At 57.8% G+C, this 21,466-nt stretch carries 17 protein-coding genes; 15 read left to right on the plus strand and 2 right to left on the minus strand.

Annotation, left to right across the window (positions count from 1 at the left end):
• Positions 1-124: 124 nt before the first annotated feature.
• The 10 genes from rfbB to PCQ86_RS03725 all read left to right on the plus strand — a co-directional run bounded on the left by rfbB (position 125) and on the right by PCQ86_RS03725 (position 15,435).
• Positions 125-1,183, plus strand: a complete 1,059-nt coding sequence (gene rfbB / locus PCQ86_RS03680; RefSeq protein WP_270174888.1) for a dTDP-glucose 4,6-dehydratase — start codon at positions 125-127, stop codon at positions 1,181-1,183.
• 1 nt (position 1,184) lies between these two features.
• On the plus strand, positions 1,185-2,729 hold the full coding sequence (gene pgi / locus PCQ86_RS03685; protein WP_270174889.1) for a glucose-6-phosphate isomerase: 1,545 nt from the start codon (positions 1,185-1,187) through the stop codon (positions 2,727-2,729).
• A gap of 14 nt (positions 2,730-2,743) precedes the next feature.
• The gene (gene rfbD / locus PCQ86_RS03690) at positions 2,744-3,658 is read left to right on the plus strand and encodes a dTDP-4-dehydrorhamnose reductase (RefSeq protein WP_270174890.1); all 915 of its coding nucleotides are present in this window, start codon (positions 2,744-2,746) and stop codon (positions 3,656-3,658) included.
• Between the two features lie 20 nt (positions 3,659-3,678).
• A complete protein-coding gene (gene rfbA, locus PCQ86_RS03695; protein ID WP_270174891.1) occupies positions 3,679-4,563 on the plus strand; it encodes a glucose-1-phosphate thymidylyltransferase RfbA in 885 nt (294 codons plus the stop codon).
• 1 nt (position 4,564) lies between these two features.
• Positions 4,565-5,110 (plus strand): dTDP-4-dehydrorhamnose 3,5-epimerase, encoded by a 546-nt coding sequence (rfbC, locus tag PCQ86_RS03700; protein WP_270174892.1) that lies wholly within the window; start codon positions 4,565-4,567, stop codon positions 5,108-5,110.
• The gene (locus tag PCQ86_RS03705; protein WP_270174893.1) at positions 5,107-5,943 is read left to right on the plus strand and encodes an ABC transporter permease; all 837 of its coding nucleotides are present in this window, start codon (positions 5,107-5,109) and stop codon (positions 5,941-5,943) included. Before rfbC ends, PCQ86_RS03705 begins: the two co-directional genes overlap by 4 nt.
• Positions 5,933-7,300, plus strand: coding sequence for an ABC transporter ATP-binding protein (locus PCQ86_RS03710; protein ID WP_442874541.1), 1,368 nt, complete (start codon positions 5,933-5,935; stop codon positions 7,298-7,300). Before PCQ86_RS03705 ends, PCQ86_RS03710 begins: the two co-directional genes overlap by 11 nt.
• Complete coding sequence (locus PCQ86_RS03715) at positions 7,287-11,438, plus strand: rhamnosyltransferase WsaF family glycosyltransferase (RefSeq protein ID WP_442874542.1); 4,152 nt, start codon at positions 7,287-7,289, stop codon at positions 11,436-11,438. The genes PCQ86_RS03710 and PCQ86_RS03715 overlap by 14 nt, the downstream gene beginning before the upstream one ends.
• Before the next feature lie 254 nt (positions 11,439-11,692).
• Positions 11,693-14,173 carry a class I SAM-dependent methyltransferase gene (locus tag PCQ86_RS03720; protein ID WP_270174894.1) on the plus strand — a complete coding sequence of 827 codons (2,481 nt, stop codon included), beginning with the start codon at positions 11,693-11,695 and terminating at the stop codon, positions 14,171-14,173.
• Positions 14,173-15,435, plus strand: coding sequence for a glycosyltransferase (locus tag PCQ86_RS03725; protein WP_270174895.1), 1,263 nt, complete (start codon positions 14,173-14,175; stop codon positions 15,433-15,435). The genes PCQ86_RS03720 and PCQ86_RS03725 overlap by 1 nt, the downstream gene beginning before the upstream one ends.
• Here PCQ86_RS03725 and PCQ86_RS03730 read toward each other — a convergent pair.
• Together PCQ86_RS03730 and PCQ86_RS03735 are read right to left on the minus strand one after the other, a co-directional pair.
• Positions 15,432-16,361: a glycosyltransferase family 2 protein gene (locus PCQ86_RS03730; RefSeq protein ID WP_270174896.1), complete on the minus strand. Its 930-nt coding sequence runs from the start codon at positions 16,359-16,361 to the stop codon at positions 15,432-15,434. The genes PCQ86_RS03725 and PCQ86_RS03730 overlap by 4 nt on opposite strands.
• A gap of 122 nt (positions 16,362-16,483) precedes the next feature.
• Positions 16,484-16,996, minus strand: a complete 513-nt coding sequence (locus PCQ86_RS03735) for a hypothetical protein (RefSeq protein WP_270174897.1) — start codon at positions 16,994-16,996, stop codon at positions 16,484-16,486.
• 32 nt (positions 16,997-17,028) lie between these two features.
• Here PCQ86_RS03735 and PCQ86_RS03740 point away from each other — a divergent pair, with 32 nt between their 5' ends.
• From PCQ86_RS03740 to PCQ86_RS03760, 5 genes are all read left to right on the plus strand, one after another.
• A complete protein-coding gene (locus tag PCQ86_RS03740) occupies positions 17,029-17,688 on the plus strand; it encodes a glycosyltransferase (RefSeq protein ID WP_270174898.1) in 660 nt (219 codons plus the stop codon).
• Between the two features lie 10 nt (positions 17,689-17,698).
• Positions 17,699-18,802, plus strand: a complete 1,104-nt coding sequence (locus tag PCQ86_RS03745; RefSeq protein ID WP_270174899.1) for a glycosyltransferase family 4 protein — start codon at positions 17,699-17,701, stop codon at positions 18,800-18,802.
• A gap of 65 nt (positions 18,803-18,867) precedes the next feature.
• The gene (gene argB / locus PCQ86_RS03750; protein ID WP_011804042.1) at positions 18,868-19,758 is read left to right on the plus strand and encodes an acetylglutamate kinase; all 891 of its coding nucleotides are present in this window, start codon (positions 18,868-18,870) and stop codon (positions 19,756-19,758) included.
• A 191-nt stretch (positions 19,759-19,949) separates the two neighbouring features.
• A complete protein-coding gene (gene slmA / locus PCQ86_RS03755; RefSeq protein WP_270174900.1) occupies positions 19,950-20,594 on the plus strand; it encodes a nucleoid occlusion factor SlmA in 645 nt (214 codons plus the stop codon).
• 206 nt (positions 20,595-20,800) lie between these two features.
• Positions 20,801-21,466, plus strand: a complete 666-nt coding sequence (locus PCQ86_RS03760) for a TetR/AcrR family transcriptional regulator (RefSeq protein WP_270174901.1) — start codon at positions 20,801-20,803, stop codon at positions 21,464-21,466.

Raw genomic sequence — 21,466 nt, forward strand, 5'->3', positions numbered from 1 at the left:
TGTAGGTGCAGCGCCCTAAATCGCGCCATGGGAGTTTGTTACATGCGGGTGTATGCCGATGGGATAATCCAAGGCTTTGTCCCGCAGGTGTTCTGCAGGCAGCTCTGGAGAAGGATTTCCCCCCATGATTCTGGTAACAGGCGGCGCAGGCTTCATTGGCGCCAACTTTGTGCTCGACTGGCTGGCTGTCGGTGACGAGCCGGTGGTGAACCTGGACAAGCTCACCTACGCGGGCAACCTGCACAACCTGGACAGCCTGCAGGGCGATGCACGCCACTGCTTCGTGCAGGGCGACATCGGTGACCGCACGCTGCTGGACCGTCTGCTGGCCGAGCACCAGCCACGCGCCGTGATCAACTTCGCCGCCGAATCCCACGTAGACCGCTCCATCCACGGCCCCGAGGACTTCATCCAGACCAACGTCGTCGGCACCTTCAGGCTTTTGGAGGCCGTAAGGCACTACTGGCAAGCGCTGCCAGCTACACAAAAAGAAGCATTCCGCTTCCTGCACGTGAGCACCGACGAGGTCTATGGCAGTCTGGCGCCGGCTGCTGCGGCCTTCACCGAAGAGCACAACTACGAGCCCAACAGCCCGTACTCTGCCAGCAAGGCGGCCAGTGACCACCTGGTGCGCGCCTGGCACCACACCTACGGCCTGCCGGTACTCACCACCAACTGCAGCAACAACTACGGCCCGCTGCACTTTCCGGAAAAGCTCATCCCGCTGATGATCGTCAACGCCCTGGCAGGCAAGAGCCTGCCCGTGTATGGCGACGGCATGCAGGTGCGCGACTGGCTCTACGTCAAGGACCACTGCAGCGCCATCCGCCGCGTGCTGCAGGCCGGCCGACTGGGCGAGACCTACAACGTCGGCGGCTGGAACGAAAAGCCCAACATTGAGATTGTGCACACCGTGTGCCGCCTGCTCGACGAACTGCGTCCGCGCGCCGACGGCCAGAGCTACGCCACCCAGATCAGCTACGTGACCGACCGCCCGGGCCACGACCGCCGCTACGCCATCGACGCGCGCAAGCTCGAGCGCGAACTGGGCTGGAAGCCCGCGGAAACCTTCGAGACCGGCATCCGCAAGACCGTGCAGTGGTACCTGGACAACCCGCAGTGGGTGAGTCAGGTACAAAGCGGCGTCTATCGCGACTGGATCGCGGTTCAATATCGAGTCTGATATGACGGAACCTAACCAACTCCCTGTTTGGCGGGTGTTGGCCCGGCAGGCTGATTATTATGGGAGCGAGTTTGACTTGCGAACCGCTTTCTCGGATCAGCCGCAGCGCTTCGGGCAATTGAGCCTGCGTGCGCCTTTTGTTTTCGCCGACCTGTCCAAGCAGCTGTGGGACGTATCGGTTCTGGCCGGGTTGCTTGAACTTGCGCGCACCAGCGGCTTGTCTGAGCGACAGAAGGCGCTGTTGACGGGGCAGATCGTCAATGACACCGAACGGCGCCCGGCTCAGCATGTTCAGCTACGCCGAGCAGTCGTCTGCGCTCCTCAGAGTTGCGAGCCGCTGTGCCGTGGCGTCAACCACATGCTCCAGCAAGCCGAGCAGATTCGTCGCGACAGCAATATTCACGACATCGTCCATATTGGCATTGGCGGCTCTGGCCTGGGGCCGGAGTTGGCCGTGCAGGCCCTGCAACCCTTCAAAACGAGCACCCAGCGTTTGCACTTTGTCTCCAACTTGGACGGACAGGAGCTGCACGAAGTGTTGCAACACGTGCGGCCTGCACACACCCTGTTCGTCGTTGCCTCCAAGTCCTGGTCGACCGCCGAAACCTTGTGCAACGCGCGGTCCGCGCTGCAATGGTTCCAGCAGCAGGGCGGGGCGGACATCGGACAGCATTTTCTTGCTATCACTGCCCGCGCTGAGCGGGCTCATGCGATGGGATTTGCCCAGGTGCTGGATTTACCGGAAGGCGTGGGTGGGCGCTTTTCCCTGTGGTCTGCCATCGGCTTGCCAATCGCTGTTGCCCTCGGCGAAGAGGGTTTCCGGCAGATGCTGCAAGGCGCCGTTGCCATGGATCGGCATTTTGAATGCGAGCCACTATCCGGGAATCTTCCTGTGTGGCTTGGCCTGCTCGACGTGTGGAACAGCACCTTCCTGCACATGGCCAGCCGCTGTGTCGTTCCCTACCACCATGGGCTGCGCCGCCTGCCCGCGTACCTGCAGCAGCTGGAAATGGAAAGCAATGGCAAGCGGGTGCACCGTGATGGTAGCCCCGTCAACTACTCCACTAGTGCCTCCGTCTGGGGCGAGCCTGGCACCAACGGTCAGCATGCTTTTTTCCAGTGGCTGCATCAGGGCACTGGGCGCGTGCCGGTGGAGTTCATCGCTGTTAAGCGCCCCGCCCATTCGCTCACTGAGCATCAGGTACCGCTCCTAACCAACGCTTTTGCACAGGCCCAGGCACTCATGCAAGGTGCTACGGCTGTCGAAGGGCAGATCCCAGGCCATCAGGACTTTCCGGGTAACCGGCCCAGTAGTTTCCTGCTACTCAATGACCTCAGTTCAGCTTCCTTCGGAGCCCTGCTCGCCCTGCAGGAGCATCGCGCCTTTGTTGCTGGCACCGTCTGGGGCGTCAACAGCTTCGACCAGTGGGGTGTGGAACTCGGCAAAACCCTCGCCAAGGACTTGCAGCAGTGTCTAGTCAGTGGGAAGACTGATGGTCTGGACGCCTCCACCGCCGGTTTGCTGGCTCTGTTAAGAGCCGCCTAGAAAATCTAAACCTTATGAAAATCCTTCTATTCGGCAAGAACGGTCAAGTCGGTTGGGAACTACAACGCAGCCTTGCTCCCCTGGGGTCGGTCATCGGCTTGGATCGTCACGGTGCCAGTTCCGACCTTGTCCTGTGCGGTGATCTTGCCGATCTGCAAGGTTTGGCTGACACCGTGCGGCAGGTTCGCCCTGATGTTATTGTCAATGCCGCCGCGCACACTGCGGTAGACAAAGCGGAAAGCGAGCCTGAACTGGCCCGTACTCTCAATGCCCTGGCGCCCGCCGTACTCGCGCAGGAAGCGGAGCGTCTTGGCGCATGGCTAGTGCACTATAGCTCCGACTATGTGTTTGACGGCAGTGGTACGACCCCATGGCGCGAGGCAGACGCGCCCGCGCCGCTCAGCGCCTACGGCCGCACCAAGCTAGAGGGAGAGCAGCTGATCGCGGCCCATTGCCGCCGCCACCTCATCTTCCGGACCAGTTGGGTCTATGCCGCCCGCGGTGGTAACTTTGCCAAGACTATGCTGCGCCTGGCTCAGGAGCGCGATAGGCTGACCGTGATCGACGACCAATGGGGCGCCCCCACGGGGGCTGAGTTGCTGGCAGATGTCACCGCTCACGCTATCTGGCAGGTGATGCAAGACCAGACACGGGCAGGCAAGGATGCAGGTATCTACCATTTGGTGGCAGGTGGCGAAACCACCTGGCATGCCTATGCCAGTCATGTCATTGCCCAGGCGCAGCGTCTGCAGCCCGCGATCACTATTAAAACAAAAGAGGTGGCACCAGTGCCTACCAGTGCTTTCCCAACACCGGCTGCCCGCCCACACAACTCACGGCTAAGTACTGCCAAACTGCAGGCCACCTTTGGTCTCACTCTGCCACTCTGGCAGCAAGGGGTGGACCGCATGCTGACCGAAATTCTCTAAATGCAACAATCAAGCACGACATGAACTCACGCAAAGGCATCATCCTCGCCGGCGGCTCCGGCACTCGTCTGCACCCGGCCACGCTTGCCATCAGCAAGCAGCTATTGCCGGTGTATGACAAGCCCATGATCTATTACCCGCTCAGCACCCTGATGCTGGCGGGCATACGCGAGATCCTCATCATTAGCACGCCGCAGGACACCCCGCGGTTCGAACAGCTGCTGGGCGACGGCAGCAAATGGGGCTTGAAGCTGCAATACGCCGTGCAGGAGAGCCCTGATGGCCTGGCCCAGGCCTTCCTGATCGGCGAGCAGTTCCTGTCGGGCAGCCCCAGTGCCCTGGTGCTGGGCGACAACATCTTCTACGGCCACCACTTCCACGAGCTGCTGGAGAGCGCCAACACCCGCGCCGAAGGTGCCAGCGTCTTTGCCTACCACGTGCATGACCCCGAGCGTTATGGCGTGGCCGAGTTCGATGCACGGGGCAAAGTTTTGTCGCTGGAAGAAAAGCCCAAGGCTCCGAAGTCCAACTATGCCGTCACCGGCTTGTACTTCTACGACGCCCAGGTCGTGGACCTGGCCAAGAGCCTCAAACCCTCGCCGCGCGGCGAGCTGGAAATCACCGACCTGAACCGTTTGTATCTGGAGCAGGCGCAACTCGACGTCGAAATCATGGGCCGCGGCTACGCCTGGCTGGACACCGGCACGCACGAGAGCCTGCTGGAGGCTGGCCAGTTCATCGCCACGCTGGAGCACCGCCAGGGCCTGAAGGTTGCCTGCCCGGAAGAAATCGCCTGGCGCCATGGATGGATAGACACAGCCCAATTGGAAAAACTGGCTCAACCCCTGGCCAAGAACGGCTACGGCCAGTACCTGCAACGCCTGCTGAAAGAAAAGGTGTACTGATATGCGTGCCACCCGTTTGCCCATTCCGGACGTAATGCTGATCGAGCCCAAAGTCTTTGGCGACGCCCGCGGCTTCTTCTTCGAAAGCTTCAACCAGCAGGCCTTCGACGAAGCCACCGGCACCAATTACCAATTCGTACAGGACAACCACAGCCGCAGTAGCCGAGGCGTGCTGCGCGGCCTGCACTACCAGATCCAGCAGCCGCAGGGCAAGCTCGTGCGTGTGGTGCGCGGCGCGGTGTTCGACGTCGCAGTGGACATCCGCAGGAGTTCCCCCACGTTTGGCCAGTGGGTCGGTGTGGAATTGAGCGAGGATAACCATCGGCAATTGTGGGTGCCGCCCGGGTTTGCCCATGGTTTCCTGGTGCTTAGTGACAGTGCGGATTTTCTGTACAAGACTACGGACTACTACGCGCCGCAGCACGAGCGGTGCATTGTCTGGAACGATGCGGAACTGGGCATTGGTTGGCCGAAAAACGTACAGCCGCTGCTCTCGGCCAAGGACGGCGCAGGGGCGCAGTTTTCCCGTGCAGAGGTGTTTTCTTGAATCCGCATGCTGATATACCTGCATCGCCGGTCGCTCTTGTAAGAAGCCTCTGGCGTAATCGGGAACTTATCGCCGCCATGGTCAGGCGTGATGTGGTCGGTCGCTACCGTGGATCGGCCATGGGTCTGCTATGGTCGTTTCTTCACCCCGTCTTCATGCTGACTGTTTACACCTTCGTCTTTTCAGTGGTTTTTAAGTCTCGTTGGGGTACAGATGCTTCCCAAGAGGAAAGCCGGACACTGTTTGCGATGTTGTTGTTCGCCGGCATGATCGTGCACGGTTTATTCGCCGATGTTCTTAATCGTGCACCTGGATTGATATTGTCCAATGCCAATTATGTTAAGAAGGTGGTTTTTCCTATAGAGATTCTACCCGTTGTGACAATGGGGAGCGCCCTCTTTCATGCAATGGTGAGTTTGTTGGTACTGATTGCGGCCTATCTTTTCCTTGATGGAGTGATCCACTGGACGATCATTTTTGTGCCTCTGGTCTTTGTTCCGCTAGTTTTGTTTGTTCAGGGCGTTGCGTGGTTTCTGGCATCTATTGGTGTGTATCTGCGTGATGTGGGTCAGACTATTGCTATTTTCACCATGATGATGCTTTTTTTGTCGCCTATTTTTTATCCGATCACCGCACTTCCTCTGGACTTCAGGCCGTGGCTATTGGCAAATCCATTGACATTTATTATTGAACAGACGCGCTCGGTGCTCATCTTGGGTAATATGCCGGATTGGCAGGGGTTGGGCCTGTATATGGTAGCGGCGTCTCTGGTGTGTTGGGTGGGTTATTTCTGGTTCCAAAAGACCAGAAAGGGATTTGCCGATGTCCTCTGAGAAAATCGCAATCCGCATACGTAATCTGGGTAAATGCTACCAAGTTTACGATAAACCGCGCGATCGACTGAAGCAGTTCGTGGCTCCCCGTTTGCAAGGGCTTTTCGGGATACCAAGAACTCAGTACTTTGATGAATTCTGGGCCCTTCAGGACATCTCCTTTGATATAAGAAAGGGAGAGACCGTTGGCATCATTGGGCGTAACGGTTCAGGGAAGTCCACACTGCTTCAAATCATCTGCGGAACATTGCATCCGACCGCCGGTGATGTTGAGGTGAACGGGCGTGTCGCCGCTCTCCTCGAGTTGGGCTCTGGTTTTAACCCGGAGTTCACTGGGCGCGAAAATGTCTTTTTGAATGCGGGAATACTTGGGCTTTCCCGGGAGCAGACAGAGGCGCGTTATGCCGATATCGTTGCTTTCGCCGATATCGGGGAGTTTATAGACCAGCCCGTCAAAACCTACTCCAGCGGTATGATGGTGCGTTTGGCATTTGCGGTCATTGCCCATGTCGATGCGGATATCCTGGTGATCGACGAGGCGTTGGCGGTAGGGGATACTTTCTTTACCCAGAAGTGCATGCGTTTTCTGCGCAACTTCATGCGCGCTGGCACGGTCTTGTTCGTCAGTCATGACACTACGTCCATTAGAAGCCTGTGTGGACGTGCAGTCTGGTTGGAGACCGGACGAATTCTCCAGGATGGTGATGCCAAGGAGGTGAGCGAACTCTATTTGCAAGCCTTTTATGAGTTGCAGCAAGGCCATAGTACGACGACTCGTCTGAAGCCAATAAAAAAACAGGGTGCCGACGTGCCGCTGAAAGATCAGCGTCTTGAGTTTGTCAATGCCAGTAATCTTCGAAATGATTTGCAGGTATTCGAATTTGATGCCTCCGCTGCTTCTTTCGGGAAAGGTGGCGCGCAAATCATAGATGTAAGGCTTGAGGATTTGAGTGGGAGGCCGTTGTCTTGGATTGTGGGTGGTGAATTCGTCGTCCTTCAGGTTTTTGTCAAGGTCAATGAAAATCTTGATTCCCCCATTATTGGTTTTTACATCAATGACAAGCTGGGGCAGACACTTTTTGGAGACAATACCTATTTGAACTATATGACATCACCCGTGACATGCCATGCGGGGGGGGTCTTGAAGGCGCAATTTAAGTTTCAGATGCCCATTCTTTCGACTGGGAACTTCAGCGTGACCGTGGCCATTGCGAACGGAACACAGGATGAGCACGTGCAACATCACTGGATTCATGATGCTCTTCATTTTAAATCTGAGTCAACCAGTGTATCGACAGGGTTGATTGGTATTCCCATGGCATCCATTACCATGGAGGTGGAAGATGACGTTCAATAAGGTTGGTAATGCAGAATTCATTGAGGCAGACATTCTGGGGGGGCTGCTAAATAGTTCCTCGCTCATTGTGCCGGAACGACTTGAGTTTCCCTATGGATGGATTGGGCATATCCCATTCGCGTCCTGGCTGGTGTCCATATTGAAGCCAAAGGTTTTGGTGGAGCTGGGAACTCATTCCGGTAATTCATACGGTGCCTTCTGTCAATCCATTGATCGAAATTCGTTGGATACGAGGGCCTACGCGGTGGATACCTGGCAGGGTGATGAGCATGCAGGCAATTATGATGAGAGCGTTTATGCGAATCTGAGGGCGTACCATGATTCTCGGTACGGTGCGTTCTCTAAGATGCTCCGGATGACATTTGATGAGGCGGCCGGACTCTTTGCGGATAAGTCGGTTGATCTCCTTCATATCGATGGTCTGCACACTTATGAGGCGGTGCGACACGATTTTGAGAATTGGTTGCCAAAGGTGTCAAGGCGTGGAGTCGTCCTTTTCCATGACACCAATGTTTATGAGCGGGATTTCGGAGTTCACCGGCTATGGATGGAACTCATTCAAACTTATCCGGGATTCGAATTTAAGCATAGCCATGGCCTAGGTGTTCTCCTGGTGGGAGAAGATCGGTCACCGTTGCTTATGTCTATGGTGGATGGCCCCAGTGCCGCCGGTACTCGTTTGTTGTCGCTGGATTTGTTTCAGAGACTTGGAGCGGCAATTGAGCGACAAGGCATTGTGTTGTACAACCAGCGTGAAATTAGTGAGCTTCGAGCCGATATGACGGCATTGGGCGTTGAGTCAGCCAATATTCGCCATATTCTTGAGCAGAAGGAGCTGCATATCGCAGAATTCCGTCGTGCTATAGAAGAGAAAACACATCTTTCTGTTGAGCTCCAACGCGCGAATGGGGAGAAGGATGCCGAAATTTCCCAGTTGAAGAAAGATCTTTCCGAAAGTCAAGTGCACTGCACTCTTGAAGTCGCCAAATTTCAGGCGAGCGTGGTGGCATTGGAGGGAGAATATGCCAATGCCCGTCATCTCCTTGAGCAGAAAGACGTGCAAATCGCAGAGTTTCGTCGCCATATCGACGAGAAGGAGCACCTTTCCACTGAGATTCAGCGGGCGAATACGGAGAAGGATGAAGAGATTCTTCGGCTGAAAAAAGACCTTTCCGAATGCCAAACCTGCAATGCCCATGAAATTGCCGAACTTCGGGGAAGTGTGACGGCATTGGATGCTGAGCATGTCCAGGCCCGTCATCTTCTGGGGCAGAAGGAGGAGCATATCGCGGAATTCCGCCGAGGGCTGGAAGAGAAGGACGTCGAGATTCTCCGGTTGAAGCAGGAGCTTTCCAATAGGCAGGCAGCAGCAGAGTCAGCCGATATGTCTTTGAGGCAGCGGGACGCTTACATCGTAGACTTAACGCAAAAGGTACAGTTTTTGTCTCACGATAATGATGCACTTCGAAACAGCTTTTCCTGGAAGGTGACGGCACTGCCTCGCACCGCCTTGCGCGATTTTCCGGCTACGAGGCGACTCATACGCCAGACTGTGAAACTGGTCTGGTGGGTCGGCACGGGTCAACTGGCGAGCAAGTTGCGGGCGAGAAAATTGCTGCGCGCGGGTGTCAGCGCCCAGGAAATGGGCGCCGCGCAGCAGGCTACAGCTGACGTTGAAGCGATTGGCAGCTTGCCGGCTGGTGAGCAGGCATTGTCGGCGGGCGACCGCGCGGCTGGGCACGCAGCCGTGCTTGAAGGAACGGCGCCGCACTTTGCACCGCCGCAAAGCGATTACAGCCTGGTTGTGCCTTTGTCATACGAGCCCCTCGCCTGGTCGAGCAAGCCGAGCATCGCGGTCATTTGTCATATTTACTACCCCGATCTTGCGGGTGAGATCCGGGGATACTTGCAGAATATTCCTTACCCGTTCGACCTGTTCATCACCACCGACACGGCAGAGAAGCAGGCCGAAATTGAGAAGGCCTTCCAGCAATGGGAAGCAGGGCGGGTGGAGGTTCGCATTGCGGCCAATCGTGGGCGAGATATCGCTCCGAAATTGATTGCCTGCCGTGACGTGTATGAGAACTATGAGTTCTTTCTCCATATCCATTCCAAGAAATCGCCCCATGCGAACGTATTGAATGGCTGGAGGACCTATCTGTTTGAGAGCCTGCTTGGCTCGCGGCAGCTTGTGCAGGGTATTTTTGAGGCCTTCCGCGTTGATCCGCAGCTCGGCATGATCGGGCCGCAGCATCTGTCAGTTGTTCGATCCTCTATAGGCTGGGGGTGGAACTTCAAGCAGGCTCGCGCTTTCGCCCAGTCGATGGGCATTGCCATTGATCTCGATGGTCGCGTGGACTTTCCCTCGGGCTCGATGTTCTGGGGGCGATCTGCGGCACTGAAGCCGCTGCTTGAGCGCAAGCTCAGAACTGAGGACTTTCAGGACGAAGGAAGCCAGATTGACGGCACCCTCGGGCACGTGGTGGAGCGGCTCTACTACTTTGTCTGTGAGGCAGCGGGCTACCGGTGGCTGAAGCTTGTGCAGCCGCGTTTGCCCGGGGCCTTCTTGGAGAGGGTTTGCTTTGTGGATAACCCGGAGCAACTGTCTGCTCTGACGGAAAACGGTCACTACAGCTTGACCGGTGGTGAAGAAAGTACCAGGGCCGTGAGCATTCACCGTCGAGGACCCGACTCGGATGTCTTTGACACGCAGCGGAATATCGATCGCCTCGTTCATGCGCTTTCGGATTATTCCGAGCTGAGCTTCGATACGTTTCAGCACGAATTGCAGAAACATGCGGCGGGGAGCGCCAGCGTGATTGACTTCAACGAGGCGTTCTATCTCGGGATGCACGGCGATGTCGCGCAAGCCCGTGCGCGGGGAGACATCTCGTGTGGATATGTGCATTATTGTCTGGCGGGCCGTGCCGAGCGCAGAATCTACAGCACCAATGCCATAGAGCGCAGATTCTCATTGCTTCCGCACTACCCGGGTGGCATGTTTGCGCCGTCGAATATGCGCCCTTTGCACCGTTCTCTAGCGGATATTTCGGCGTTGCCCGTGAGGGGGGAGCGCTGCCTGCTGGTGTTGTTGTCCCACCTGCAGGATGACTTGTTCTTCGCCGGGTACAGTGCATTTTTCAAGGATTTCAAGCCGGTGTTTGCGCGCTTCGACCGGGTCTATGTCGCGGTCGAAGCGGAGATGTTCGATGCCGAACTGGCGCGGCGGTATGGGGCCAACATCGAGGTGATTCGTCTCGGGGAGATCCCTGCGATCGGTCACAGGCCGGCATTGGTGGTCACATTCAACTCGCAATTGGCGGACCGAGCTCATTGCACATGGCGAGAAAAGTTGAACGTGGTGTATTACTGCCAGGACTTCGAGTCCGGCTTCTTCCCCTGGGGCTCGCGCTACATTCAGGCAGAGTCTGCGGTTGCCAATTCCAGGAACCTCATCGTCTCGACGGTGATGTTGAAGGACTTCCTGGCCGATCAAGGCTTGATCAATGCGGACCAGCGATTGTTCGTCACCAGTCCCAGGATCGCAGCGTTGACGGTGCAGCCCGAGAAGTCTCGGCGCTTGTTCTTCTACTTCCGGCCGGAATGTTTCCAGGAGAGAAACCTGCCGGAACTCTTGTTGGAAGCAATGCAAGAGTTCTGCCGGCGCCGCTCAGGATACGAAATCTATATGGTCGGTACCATTGACACCAGGTTGTCGTATGAACTGAACGGTAATCAGGTCTATGTCACCAGCAAGCTGCCGTTCGAACAGTACATGGAGCTGATTTCGTCCTGCGACGTGGTGGTCTCTATGATCTACTCGGCCCATCCGGGGGTGATAGCGTTCCAGACAGCGGCATCCGGTATTCCGACCATCACGAATGTCTTCGAAAACCGAGATGAGACGGTACTGAGGCAGATTTCGGATAACTTTGTGCCCTATGACCCTGTCCGCCAGGATCTCGTAGACCTCATTGAGAGTGCCTTGGAGATGCCCAAGGGCAAGCCTTCTTTCAATGAAGCCCTCTACGCCGGTTCGTCGAGCGAGACACTGGTGGAATACGTGGAGGGGATTCTCGACGCGGAAGAAAGTAGCGCTGACTATCGCTCAGAACTACAGGGAAATGACGCTCACTGATATATATGCTGCTCAGAATCGCCCTGGACGACAGTACTGCCCAGGTGATACGCCGATGGGGTGACGGGGCGGGCGTATATGCCCGCTTCGTTTCTGCGTGTGTCGATGGTGGCGTTTCGGCACTTTACTGATAGCGATGCTCACTTGTCTCCGCAGGGGTAGTAATGTGCCATATTTGACAACTGCTGGGCGAATGTGCCCAGGGGCGCAATGGCGACATGGTTTGGGAAACTCTTTAATTGTAAAAAATTGCTGTGTTATCTAAATCCGATTTAGTGGCCTTGATTGAACCAAGTCGTTTGGTTGCCCCGCCGCCCTGGGTGGGGCACATTCCATTCGCGGCTTGGCTTGTCCGCTTGATGGCACCGCAAGTCTTGGTCGAGCTGGGGACGCACACAGGCAATTCTTACTGTACGTTTTGCCAGGCAATCGCTGAAAGCGGGCTGGCCACCAAGGCCTATGCAGTGGACACGTGGCAAGGGGATGTGCAGGCGGGTCAATACGACGAGAGTGTCTATGAGGAGTTGACGCAGTTTCACGACCCACGCTATGGCCAATTCTCGACTTTGATGCGCATGACATTCGATGATGCGCGAAGCGCGTTTGCCGATGCAAGCATTGACCTTCTTCATATCGACGGTTTGCACACCTATGACGCCGTGCGACATGACTTCGAGAACTGGCTGCCCAAGATGTCGGTACGGGGCGTCGTGTTACTGCACGACACTTGTGTCGTGCGCGACGATTTCGGCGTTCACCGACTCTGGGCAGAGCTTCGTCAGCAGTATCCGAGCATCAGCTTCCCTCATTGCAACGGGCTTGGCGTCCTGTTGGTGGGGAAGGATCAGCCATCGGAACTGATGGCCCTGACCGATCGTGGGGGAAGCGCTGAATTGCGGGAGGGGGCGATCCGGTTCTTTGCGTTGCTGGGTGGGCGCTTCGAGACCAAGTTTGAAATCTCGGCTCACAAGGAGCATAACGCTAAGTTAGAAGAAGCCATTGCGGAGCAAAACGTGAAGGCCTTGGCTCTTTATGCGGCAATCTCGGACCGTGAGGCACAAATACATCGTCTCGGGGAAGATATGAAAGGACAAAGCGATGCCCTGAAGGAGAAAAGCGATGCCCTGAAAGAGAGGAGTGCTGATTTAGCACAGGCGCAGTTGCAAATTGAGCAACTTTTGAGTTCAAGGTCATGGCGGATGACCTCGGGCTTGCGGGCGATAGTTCATTGGGTGCATGAATGGGCCCATAGACCAACTGTGCGCTTTTTTCGCAATGGGTATGCCGTTGCTAGCGCGCAAGTCCGTCAACATGGATTGCGTGGTTTTATTCGGCGAGTTCCCTATTACATTCGAAACTTCAAAGGAAAGATCGGAGTAATCACCGGCGGCCCGATGCTGTTTGTCGAAAATCAATTCGGGAACGTTCCGCCTGATTTTCGAAGTATTCGACTCCATCCTGATTTGGGTGGGGAAATCCAATCCATTGAGACCAAGGTCTCCGTAATTATCCCGACGTTGAATGCGGGAGATGAGTTTGTCTTACTGCTGAGGAAGCTGCAATCGCAACAAGCAATCCAATCGGTCGAAATCGTCATTGTGGACTCGGGTTCTACCGACGGCACCGTAGGAGTGGCGCGATCAATGGGTTGCGTGGTTGTTGAGATACCGACAACCGATTTTTCGCATAGCTATGCCAGAAATCGGGGTGCCGATGCGGCGAGTGGTGACTACTTTCTGTTCATGGTCCAGGATGCCTATCCGATTGGTGATCATTGGATATATGGCATGGTTCGCTACCTCTTGGACTATGCTGGCGAGAAGCTTGTTGCCGCCTCGTGTGCCGAGTATTGCCGATCGGACAGCGACCTGATGTATGACTCCATGGTGCATACCCATTATCAGTTCCTGGGCTGCCAGAACTACGACCGGATCGGTTCCTTCCGTGGTGACGACCATATGGCCTTGCGTTCGCAGGGGCAGTTAAGTGATGTGTCGTGCCTCATCTCGCGGGAGGTGTTTTCGCGTTATCGGTATCGTGGTGATTATGCGGAAGATCTGGATCTAGGTATTCGGCTGATTCGGGATGGCTACCGGGTCGCCATGCTCGCGTCAGTGAAGGTGATCCATTCACATAATCGTCCTGCCTATTACTACCTTAAACGCTCGTTTGTTGACGTCATCTTCTTGGTGGGGATGTTTGATGACTTCCAGTTTCCAGAGGTGGATTCTTCAACGGGGTTGCTGTGGGGGATTTTTTCGGTTGCTTCGTATCTTGGCGAATGGTTGGCGGCGCGTGGCGCTCCCGACAGCGTACAGACGGTGGGCGAGGATCTGGCACATCTAATTGACGACTGGCGAGGACGCTTTAAGGAAGTCCGGTCGGAGATTGCGCTCCCGACGGGAGATGCAAGGCTGGATGCCTATCTCGCGAGTCTGAGGTCGCGTTTCGCGCTCCCCTTAGGGGAGCAGAATGATAAGGCGGTTCGCGCAGAATCGCAGCGATTCCTGGATGCGTTCCTGGCCCGATTGGATCACTTCAAGTCATTTGTGTCTCAGGTCTATGGGCCACTGGATGCCGCGCTGCAGGAGGAAATTTCGGCAGCCGTTCTGAAGACCTTTGCGGCGACTGTGGGATCCTCATTGGCATTTATGTACTTAAGCGAGGTGCGACGTGAGGGCCTACCTTCGGACATGACCAAGCGTATTTTCGATGAATTGAAGGCGGGGGTCTGATGCGAATTCTGTTTGTGCTGCATCAGTTTTATCCCGAGTTTGCGGGCGGAACTGAGCGGGTCACGCTCAATCTGGCTCGAAGCGCACAGCGTGCGGGGCACCATGTCCAGGTCTTGGCATGCAACGTGAACTCCAACTTGGAGCTGGGGCGGCCGTCGCCGGCTTTGCGGGGGGCCAGGGAGTATGTTCACCACGGCGTGCCGGTTTTTCTGCTGCCGCGGTCGGCTCTCCCGGCGACGGGGGATTTCTCTTTTGAAGTGAGTTCTCTCGCTGTGACGACGTTGGCCGCCTGGATGCGGCAATCGCAGTTTGATATCGCCCATGTGCTGCACTCAATGCGGATGGCCTCGGCCATCTTGGCGGCGCAGCAAGTCGGCTTACCCTACGTGATCACGCTGACAGATTTCTTCACTGCCTGTTTTCGATTCAATCTAGTCAACCTCCAGTCGAAGCTGTGTTCTGGACCGGAGGGGGGAGCCAGGTGCGTGCGGGACTGCATGACTTCGCCGTGGACCGAGAAAAGCTTTCGTGTTCGATATGAACAGGCCTTGTCTTTTCTCACTGCAGCTGGCGAGCGCGTCGTTCCCTCCGAATATGTTGGCAAGCAGCTGCAAAGCTCGTTTCCTGGTCTCGATTTCCGCGTTGTGCCTCATGGCATTGATCTTCTTGCTTTCAAACCAGACGTGAAGGTGCCCGTAACTCCTGGGGGGGGGGAGTCAGCTATCACTTTCGGTTACCTTGGATCTATTGTGAAAGCGAAAGGGCTTGACACGCTGCTCAAGGCCTTCCGGCGAGTTTCAGGCTCGGGACTGAGGCTGCGAGTGGTTGGGGGCTTCTATGGCGATACCGGATACCACCAGGAAATTCGAAAGCTGGCCGAGGCGGACGAGCGAGTCGAACTAGTTGGACAAGTGCATCCTGACGCTGTTCCTCATGAACTGGCGTTGTTTGACGTGTTGTGCCTGCCGTCGCGTGTGCCAGAGACGTTTTCCCTGTCGGTGAGCGAGGCCGCAGTTGCGGGAGTTCCAGCCTTGGTGTCGGACCTGGGCGCGCCTGCGGAGCGTGTGCGCAAAGTGGGAGGCGGGCGTGTTTTGCCTGTGGATGATGTCGATGCTTGGGCGTCAGCGATGACAGATGTGGTGCGCTCGCCAACGCAACTCTGCGCCTGGCAACGCATGCTTCCGTTGCCCTTGCGTGTGGAGGAAGAGGCCTTCTTCTACGAATCGCTCTACCGTCGCTTGAGCCTGTGTAGCAGGCCTTAGAGCAACCCCAGTGCCACTGCACCCAGAAGCCCGGCTTGTGCCAGTCTTCGCTGACGCCTAAGTCCTGCGCGGCGAGCTTGTCGTAGCCGCTCTAACACCGATGCGCCATGGCGCACTTTTCGATAGCTTGCTGCGGCGCTCACGCCTGCGGTCGCTAGCAGTGGCTCAAGATCTGCCAGGGCACCTTCCGTTGCCTGTCCCCATTCCCGGTAATTGCCCTTTCCCAGTTCCCAAAGCCGCTTTATTCTTCGTTTCCAACCAGGGCGCGCACCCACTACGTTGCCCCCGTGTTGCCGGTATAACAGACAGGGTCGCTCGTCATACGTCAACTCTCCTCCGCACGCAGTTGCCGCCAAGTACGTGCTCCAGTCATGCAGCACCATGTGCTCTGGCCGTATGCGTCGTACCGCTTGCAACAGCGCGGCGTTCAGCACCATGGTGTTGCCGCTCGCAGCGTTTTCCACCAGAGCATTGCCCAGACCCAGCCGGCGCGGCCTGCGCGAAAGGTACAGGGGATGAAGGGCCTCGTCGGTCACTACTGTGCGCGCCATGTACAGGCAAGGCCTGCCAGGCATCGCCCTCGCCGCATGCCAGTGCGCCGCCCGAGCGAGCTTGCCCGGCAACCACACGTCATCTTGATCGCAAAACGCCACCAAATCCCCCGTGCCCAGGCCCTGCACCGCGTGGATCAGAGTGCCAAAGTGGCGTGCCGCACCCAAGCCTGGGCCTTTCAGCAGGTGCACATGGCCTGGATGCGCCTGTGCGAACGCATGCAATAGATCCAGCGTGCTATCCGTCGAACCATCGTCGCTCACCCATAGTTTCCAGACCACTCCCTGTTGTGCCTCGATCGAGGCCAATTGCTTTGGTAGATACCGCGCGCCTTGGTAGGTCGCCATTAATATATGAACCGTGGTGTCTTGCATATCCTTTGCCTTGCTTACTCACGATGGATGATCGAAAACCAGAGCCGGCTCCGGTTGTTTGAACACACAGGAGCCGGCTCTGATCGCCTGCCGCTTGATTTGCTGAGCAAGTGCACGGTCGATCATCGCTTTGCGCTCAGCAAGTCGGCCTTATTGAGCGCGCCGGCTAAAAAATCGATCTCCAACGCCTGCCGACCGGTCTTGGCGTGCAAGTCCTTCAGGTCCGCCGCGGGGGCTTGGAAGGGGCGCCACCGGCACCAAACACGTCGGCAGCGCGGATCGAACAACTGGCGATGCCCCTCGGTCACTTGGTTGGGATGCACGCCGTGCTTCTGCGCCGCATCTGCAATCCTCTTGTCGCCCTTGACAGCGTCCAAGGCCACCTTGGCCTTGAAGGCCGCTGAGTGGTTGCGACGGGTCTTCTGCTCATCTGTCTGCTTCTGATCACGGGCTCTATCCTCGCCCAACCGAGCAGCTGATCCACTTTGCAGCGTGTTCCGAATTCCGAAACCGGCTCTCGGGGGGAGAATACCGTCTGATGAAAGCTTCTTCTCCGTCGCAAAATGTTTCTTCTTTTCGATCGTGTTTCCCCGGTAATTTGGCCGTTTCCATCGTAAGCCATGGGCATGGGGCATTTGTGCAGGGGTTGTTGTGGGATCTAGCGCGTATGAGTGCAGCCAGTGTTTCGCGCGTGGTGCTGACCCTGAACCTGCCCGAAACCGAACCACTGCCGCCGGATGGTGGCTGGCCTTTTGTGTTGCAAATAAACAATAATATCCATCCATCCGGCTTTGGCGCCAACCATAACCGGGCGTTGGCTGGCGCGGCCGAGCCTTTTGTGTGCGTGCTGAACCCCGATGTGGAACTGACAGGGGGCGACCCTTTTGCCGCGCTGGTGCAGGCGGCCGCCACACCGGGTGTGGGCTGCTCTTACCCCGTGCAGTTCGATGCGCAGGGCTGTCTGCAAGACAGCGAGCGCGAGTTGCCTACGCCCTGGGCATTGTGGCGCCGCCGCGCCTGGGGGCGGCACGAGACGAGCGTGGACTGGGTCAATGCGGCCTGCATGGTTCTGCCGCGGTCCGTGTGGGAGTCTGTGGGTGGCTTTGACGAGTCGTACCACATGTACTGCGAAGACGTGGACCTGTGCCTGCGGATCCAGTTGGCCGGTTATCGCCTGCAAAAGGCGGATTGCACGGTGGTGCATGCGGGCAGCCGTGCCAGCCACAGAAAATTGAATCATTTGCGCTGGCATATTTCCAGCATGTTGCGGTTGTGGGCGTCGCCCGCATACCGGCGGTACAGGAAAATGCGCCATTTGTTGCGCTAAGAATTCCCTCATGCTCTGGCTTGCTGTTGTTGCCTTTTTTTCCGCGGCCCTAGTGTCGCTGCTGGTGCTGCGCTGGGCGCGGCGACGCAATTTTTTCTATGACGAACAGTCGCCCCAGAAATTCCACGTTGGAGAGATTCCCCGCTTGGGCGGCATCGGTCTGTTGTGCGGAATTTTGATCAGTTGGCTCTTGGGAATGGTTTCGTCCCTATTTTTGGGCGATCCAGCCATTCTCCGCATGGGGGACTGGGTGGGGTTGTGGTGCGTCGCGCTGTTGCCCGCCGTGGTGGGTGGGGTCGCCGAGGATCTGACACAGCGCTTGTCCGTGCGCTACCGCCTGTTCCTAACTATGTCTACTGCCCTGCTTGCCGTTGCCTGGGTGGGCCTGTCTGTTCCGCGGCTGGGGTTGTTCTGGGTGGATGACTGGATGGTCTCCATGCCATGGATAGGGCTAGTATTAGCTGTGCTGGCGATCACCGGCTTGCCCCATGCCTTCAACATTATTGACGGCTACAACGGCTTGGCGGCCATGGTGGCTATTATCATTTGTCTGGCTCTGACTCATGTGGCGCTGCAGGTGGGTGATAGGGCACTGGCTGCCTTGTTGGTGTCCACTGCCGCAGCGACGGCCGGTTTTTTGATCTGGAACTACCCCCGTGGCCTGATCTTTGCGGGCGATGGTGGGGCGTACCTATGGGGCGTGGTGATTGCCTTTGCCAGTATTGCCCTGGTACAGCGTCATCCGCAAGTGTCGCCTTGGTTTCCAATGCTGCTGCTGATTTACCCGGTGTGGGAGACGGTATTCTCCATGTACCGCAAGTGGGCGCGGGGAGTTTCACCGGGCGTGGCGGATGCCTTGCATTTCCACCAGCTGATCTACCGGCGCATCGTGAGGGGGGTCTTCGATGACGATGACGAGGCGCGCGACATGCTCATGCGCAACAACCGCACCTCGCCTTACCTGTGGGCGTTTACGCTGTTGACCGTGGTGCCCGCCGTACTGTTTTGGAGCAATACGCTGGTGCTGATGCTGTGTTGCGCGCTCTTTGTGGTGCTTTACGCCATCGCCTATATGGCCATCGTTCGCTTCAAGCTGCCCAGCTGGCTGCAGTGACGTTGGCGTGTGCGGCACAATCGGCGCCGCATCTCCCCCGTTCGCCACCCCCCTATTTTTTTGCCATGACCGATCTTCTCTCCATTGCGCCGCGCGACAAGGCTGAAATCCTGGCCCAGGCGCTGCCGTACATCCGCAAGTTCCATGGCAAGACCATGGTCATCAAATATGGCGGAAACGCCATGACCGACCCGGCCCTGCAGGCCGACTTTGCGGAAGACGTGGTGCTGCTCAAGCTGGTAGGCATGAACCCGGTGGTGGTGCACGGCGGAGGCCCGCAGATCGAGCAAGCCCTGAACCGTCTGGGCAAGAAGGGCGAGTTCATCCAGGGCATGCGCGTGACCGATGCCGAAACCATGGAAGTCGTGGAATGGGTGCTGGCTGGCGAGGTGCAGCAGGACATCGTGGGCCTGATTCACCAAGCGGGCGGCAAGGCTGTGGGCCTCACGGGGCGCGATGGCGGCATGATCCGCGCCAAGAAACTCAAGATGGTGGACAACAAGGACCCGAGCGTCGAACATGACGTGGGGCAGGTCGGTGACATCGTGGCGATCGACCCGAGCGTGGTCAAGGCGCTGCAGGACGATGCCTTCATTCCCGTCATCAGCCCGATCGGGTTTGGCGAGGAAAACGAAAGCTACAACATCAACGCCGACGTGGTGGCGAGTAAATTAGCGACGGTGCTGCAGGCGGAGAAACTGGTACTGCTCACCAACACCCCCGGTGTGCTGGACAAGGAAGGCAAGCTGCTCACTGACCTGACGGCGCGCGAAATTGATGCATTGTTCGCTGATGGCACCATCTCCGGCGGCATGCTGCCCAAGATCAGCGGGGCGTTGGATGCGGCAAAGGCTGGCGTGAATGCCGTGCACATCATTGATGGCCGCGTACCGCATTCGATGTTGTTGGAAATTCTGACCGACCAGGCCTACGGCACCATGATCCGGAGTCACTAGGCTCTTTTCGGGCACGGCCTGGGTGTATTGGAGTCAAAAATGGCTGCAGCGCTTGTCCAGCAAGCGTTAGCAGCTATTTTTGGAAGCAATTCCAAGGGTTGCAGCAACAGCGAGCAGCCGTCACGCCGCTGGAGTCGTGGTGTGCGAGAATCAATTGCACACACTTGTTGCTCTCCCCCGATCCATGCCCCATGACTGAATTCACGCCTGCTATTGACGCGCCAGCCTCCACCGACGACGCGCCCGCCGCGCGCCGCCGGCCGCGGCCGGGCGAGCGGCGTGAGCAGATCCTGCAGACCCTGGCGGCCATGCTGGAGCAGCCCGGGGCCGAGCGCATCACCACGGCAGCGCTTGCGGCGCGCCTGCAGGTGAGCGAGGCGGCGCTGTACCGCCACTTTGCCAGCAAGGCACAGATGTTCGAGGGGCTCATCGATTTCATCGAGCAGAGCGTCTTTACCCTCGTGCACCAGATCATGGAGCGCGGTGGCGAGTCTGAGGGCGCGCAGCGCGCGGCGCGCATCACTGCCATGGTGCTGCAGTTCGGCGAGCGCAACCCCGGCATGGTGCGCGTGATGGTGGGGGATGCGCTGGTTTTCGAAAACGAGCGCCTGCAGCAGCGCATGAACCTGTTCTTCGACAAGGTGGAGGCCACGCTGCGCCAGTGCCTACGGCCCGTGGCCGACGCGGACGGCTCGGCGACACCCACGGTGCAGACACAGGTGCGGGCGGCCGCACTGTCCGACCTGATCCGCGGACGCCTGCAGCGCTACGCACGCACGGGCTTTCGCCGCATGCCGACGGAACACCTGGACGCCACTCTGGCACTGTGGCTGTAACGCCGGCGCAGGCAAGCGTGATGGCATGACCACCCGCGAAAGGCGCGGTAAGCATTTCGCCCTTGACACGGTCCCCCGCGATGGTGGGGCTCGATAAATCATCCACTTAGGGGTTTACCCCGAAGCGCGTTCTGCGCGCCAGGAAATACTGGCGTTACCTGCGTGTTTTATGCAAAATAGAACGATCGTTCGTTTTATTTTGCTTCATGTCTCTTTCTCCTTCCCCCACCAAGACGGTTCGCGCGCCACGCCGCGAGGGCCGGGCGCTGCACAAGGGGCAACACACCAAGGCCGTCATCATCGATGCCGCCCTGGGCCTGGCTACGCACATCGGCCTGGAGGGGTTGTCCATCGGTGCGCTGGCCGACGTGACGGGCATGAGCAAGTCAGGCGTGTTCGCGCACTTCGGTTCGCGTGAGGAGCTGCAGATCTCGGTGATCCGCGAGTACCACACGCGATTCGAGCAGGAAGTGTTCTACCCCGCGATGCAGGCCCCTCGCGGCGTGCCGCGCCTGCGCGCGCTGTTTGCCAACTGGATGAAGCGCACCTCCATCGAGATCGACTCCGGCTGCATCTACATCAGCGGCGCGGTGGAGTTCGACGATCGCACCGGCCCGGTGCGCGATGCGCTGGCCAACTCGGTGATGACCTGGCAGGCCGCGATGAGGCGCGCCATCCAGCAGTGCAAGGAATGCGGCGAGATCCGCGACGACGTCAGCGAGGACCAGATGCTGTTCGAGATCCACGGCCTGATCCTGGCGCTGCACTACGAGGCGCGCTTCCTGCACACCCCCGGTTCCATCGACCGGGCCAACACGGGCTTTGACAACATCCTGGCGCGCTACAGCGCGCTGCCCGGCCACCGCGGTTGA

Origin of the sequence: Diaphorobacter sp. ED-3 (assembly GCF_027625375.1) — a bacterium.
In the GTDB taxonomy this organism is placed as follows: Bacteria; Pseudomonadota; Gammaproteobacteria; order Burkholderiales; family Burkholderiaceae_C; genus Diaphorobacter; species Diaphorobacter nitroreducens.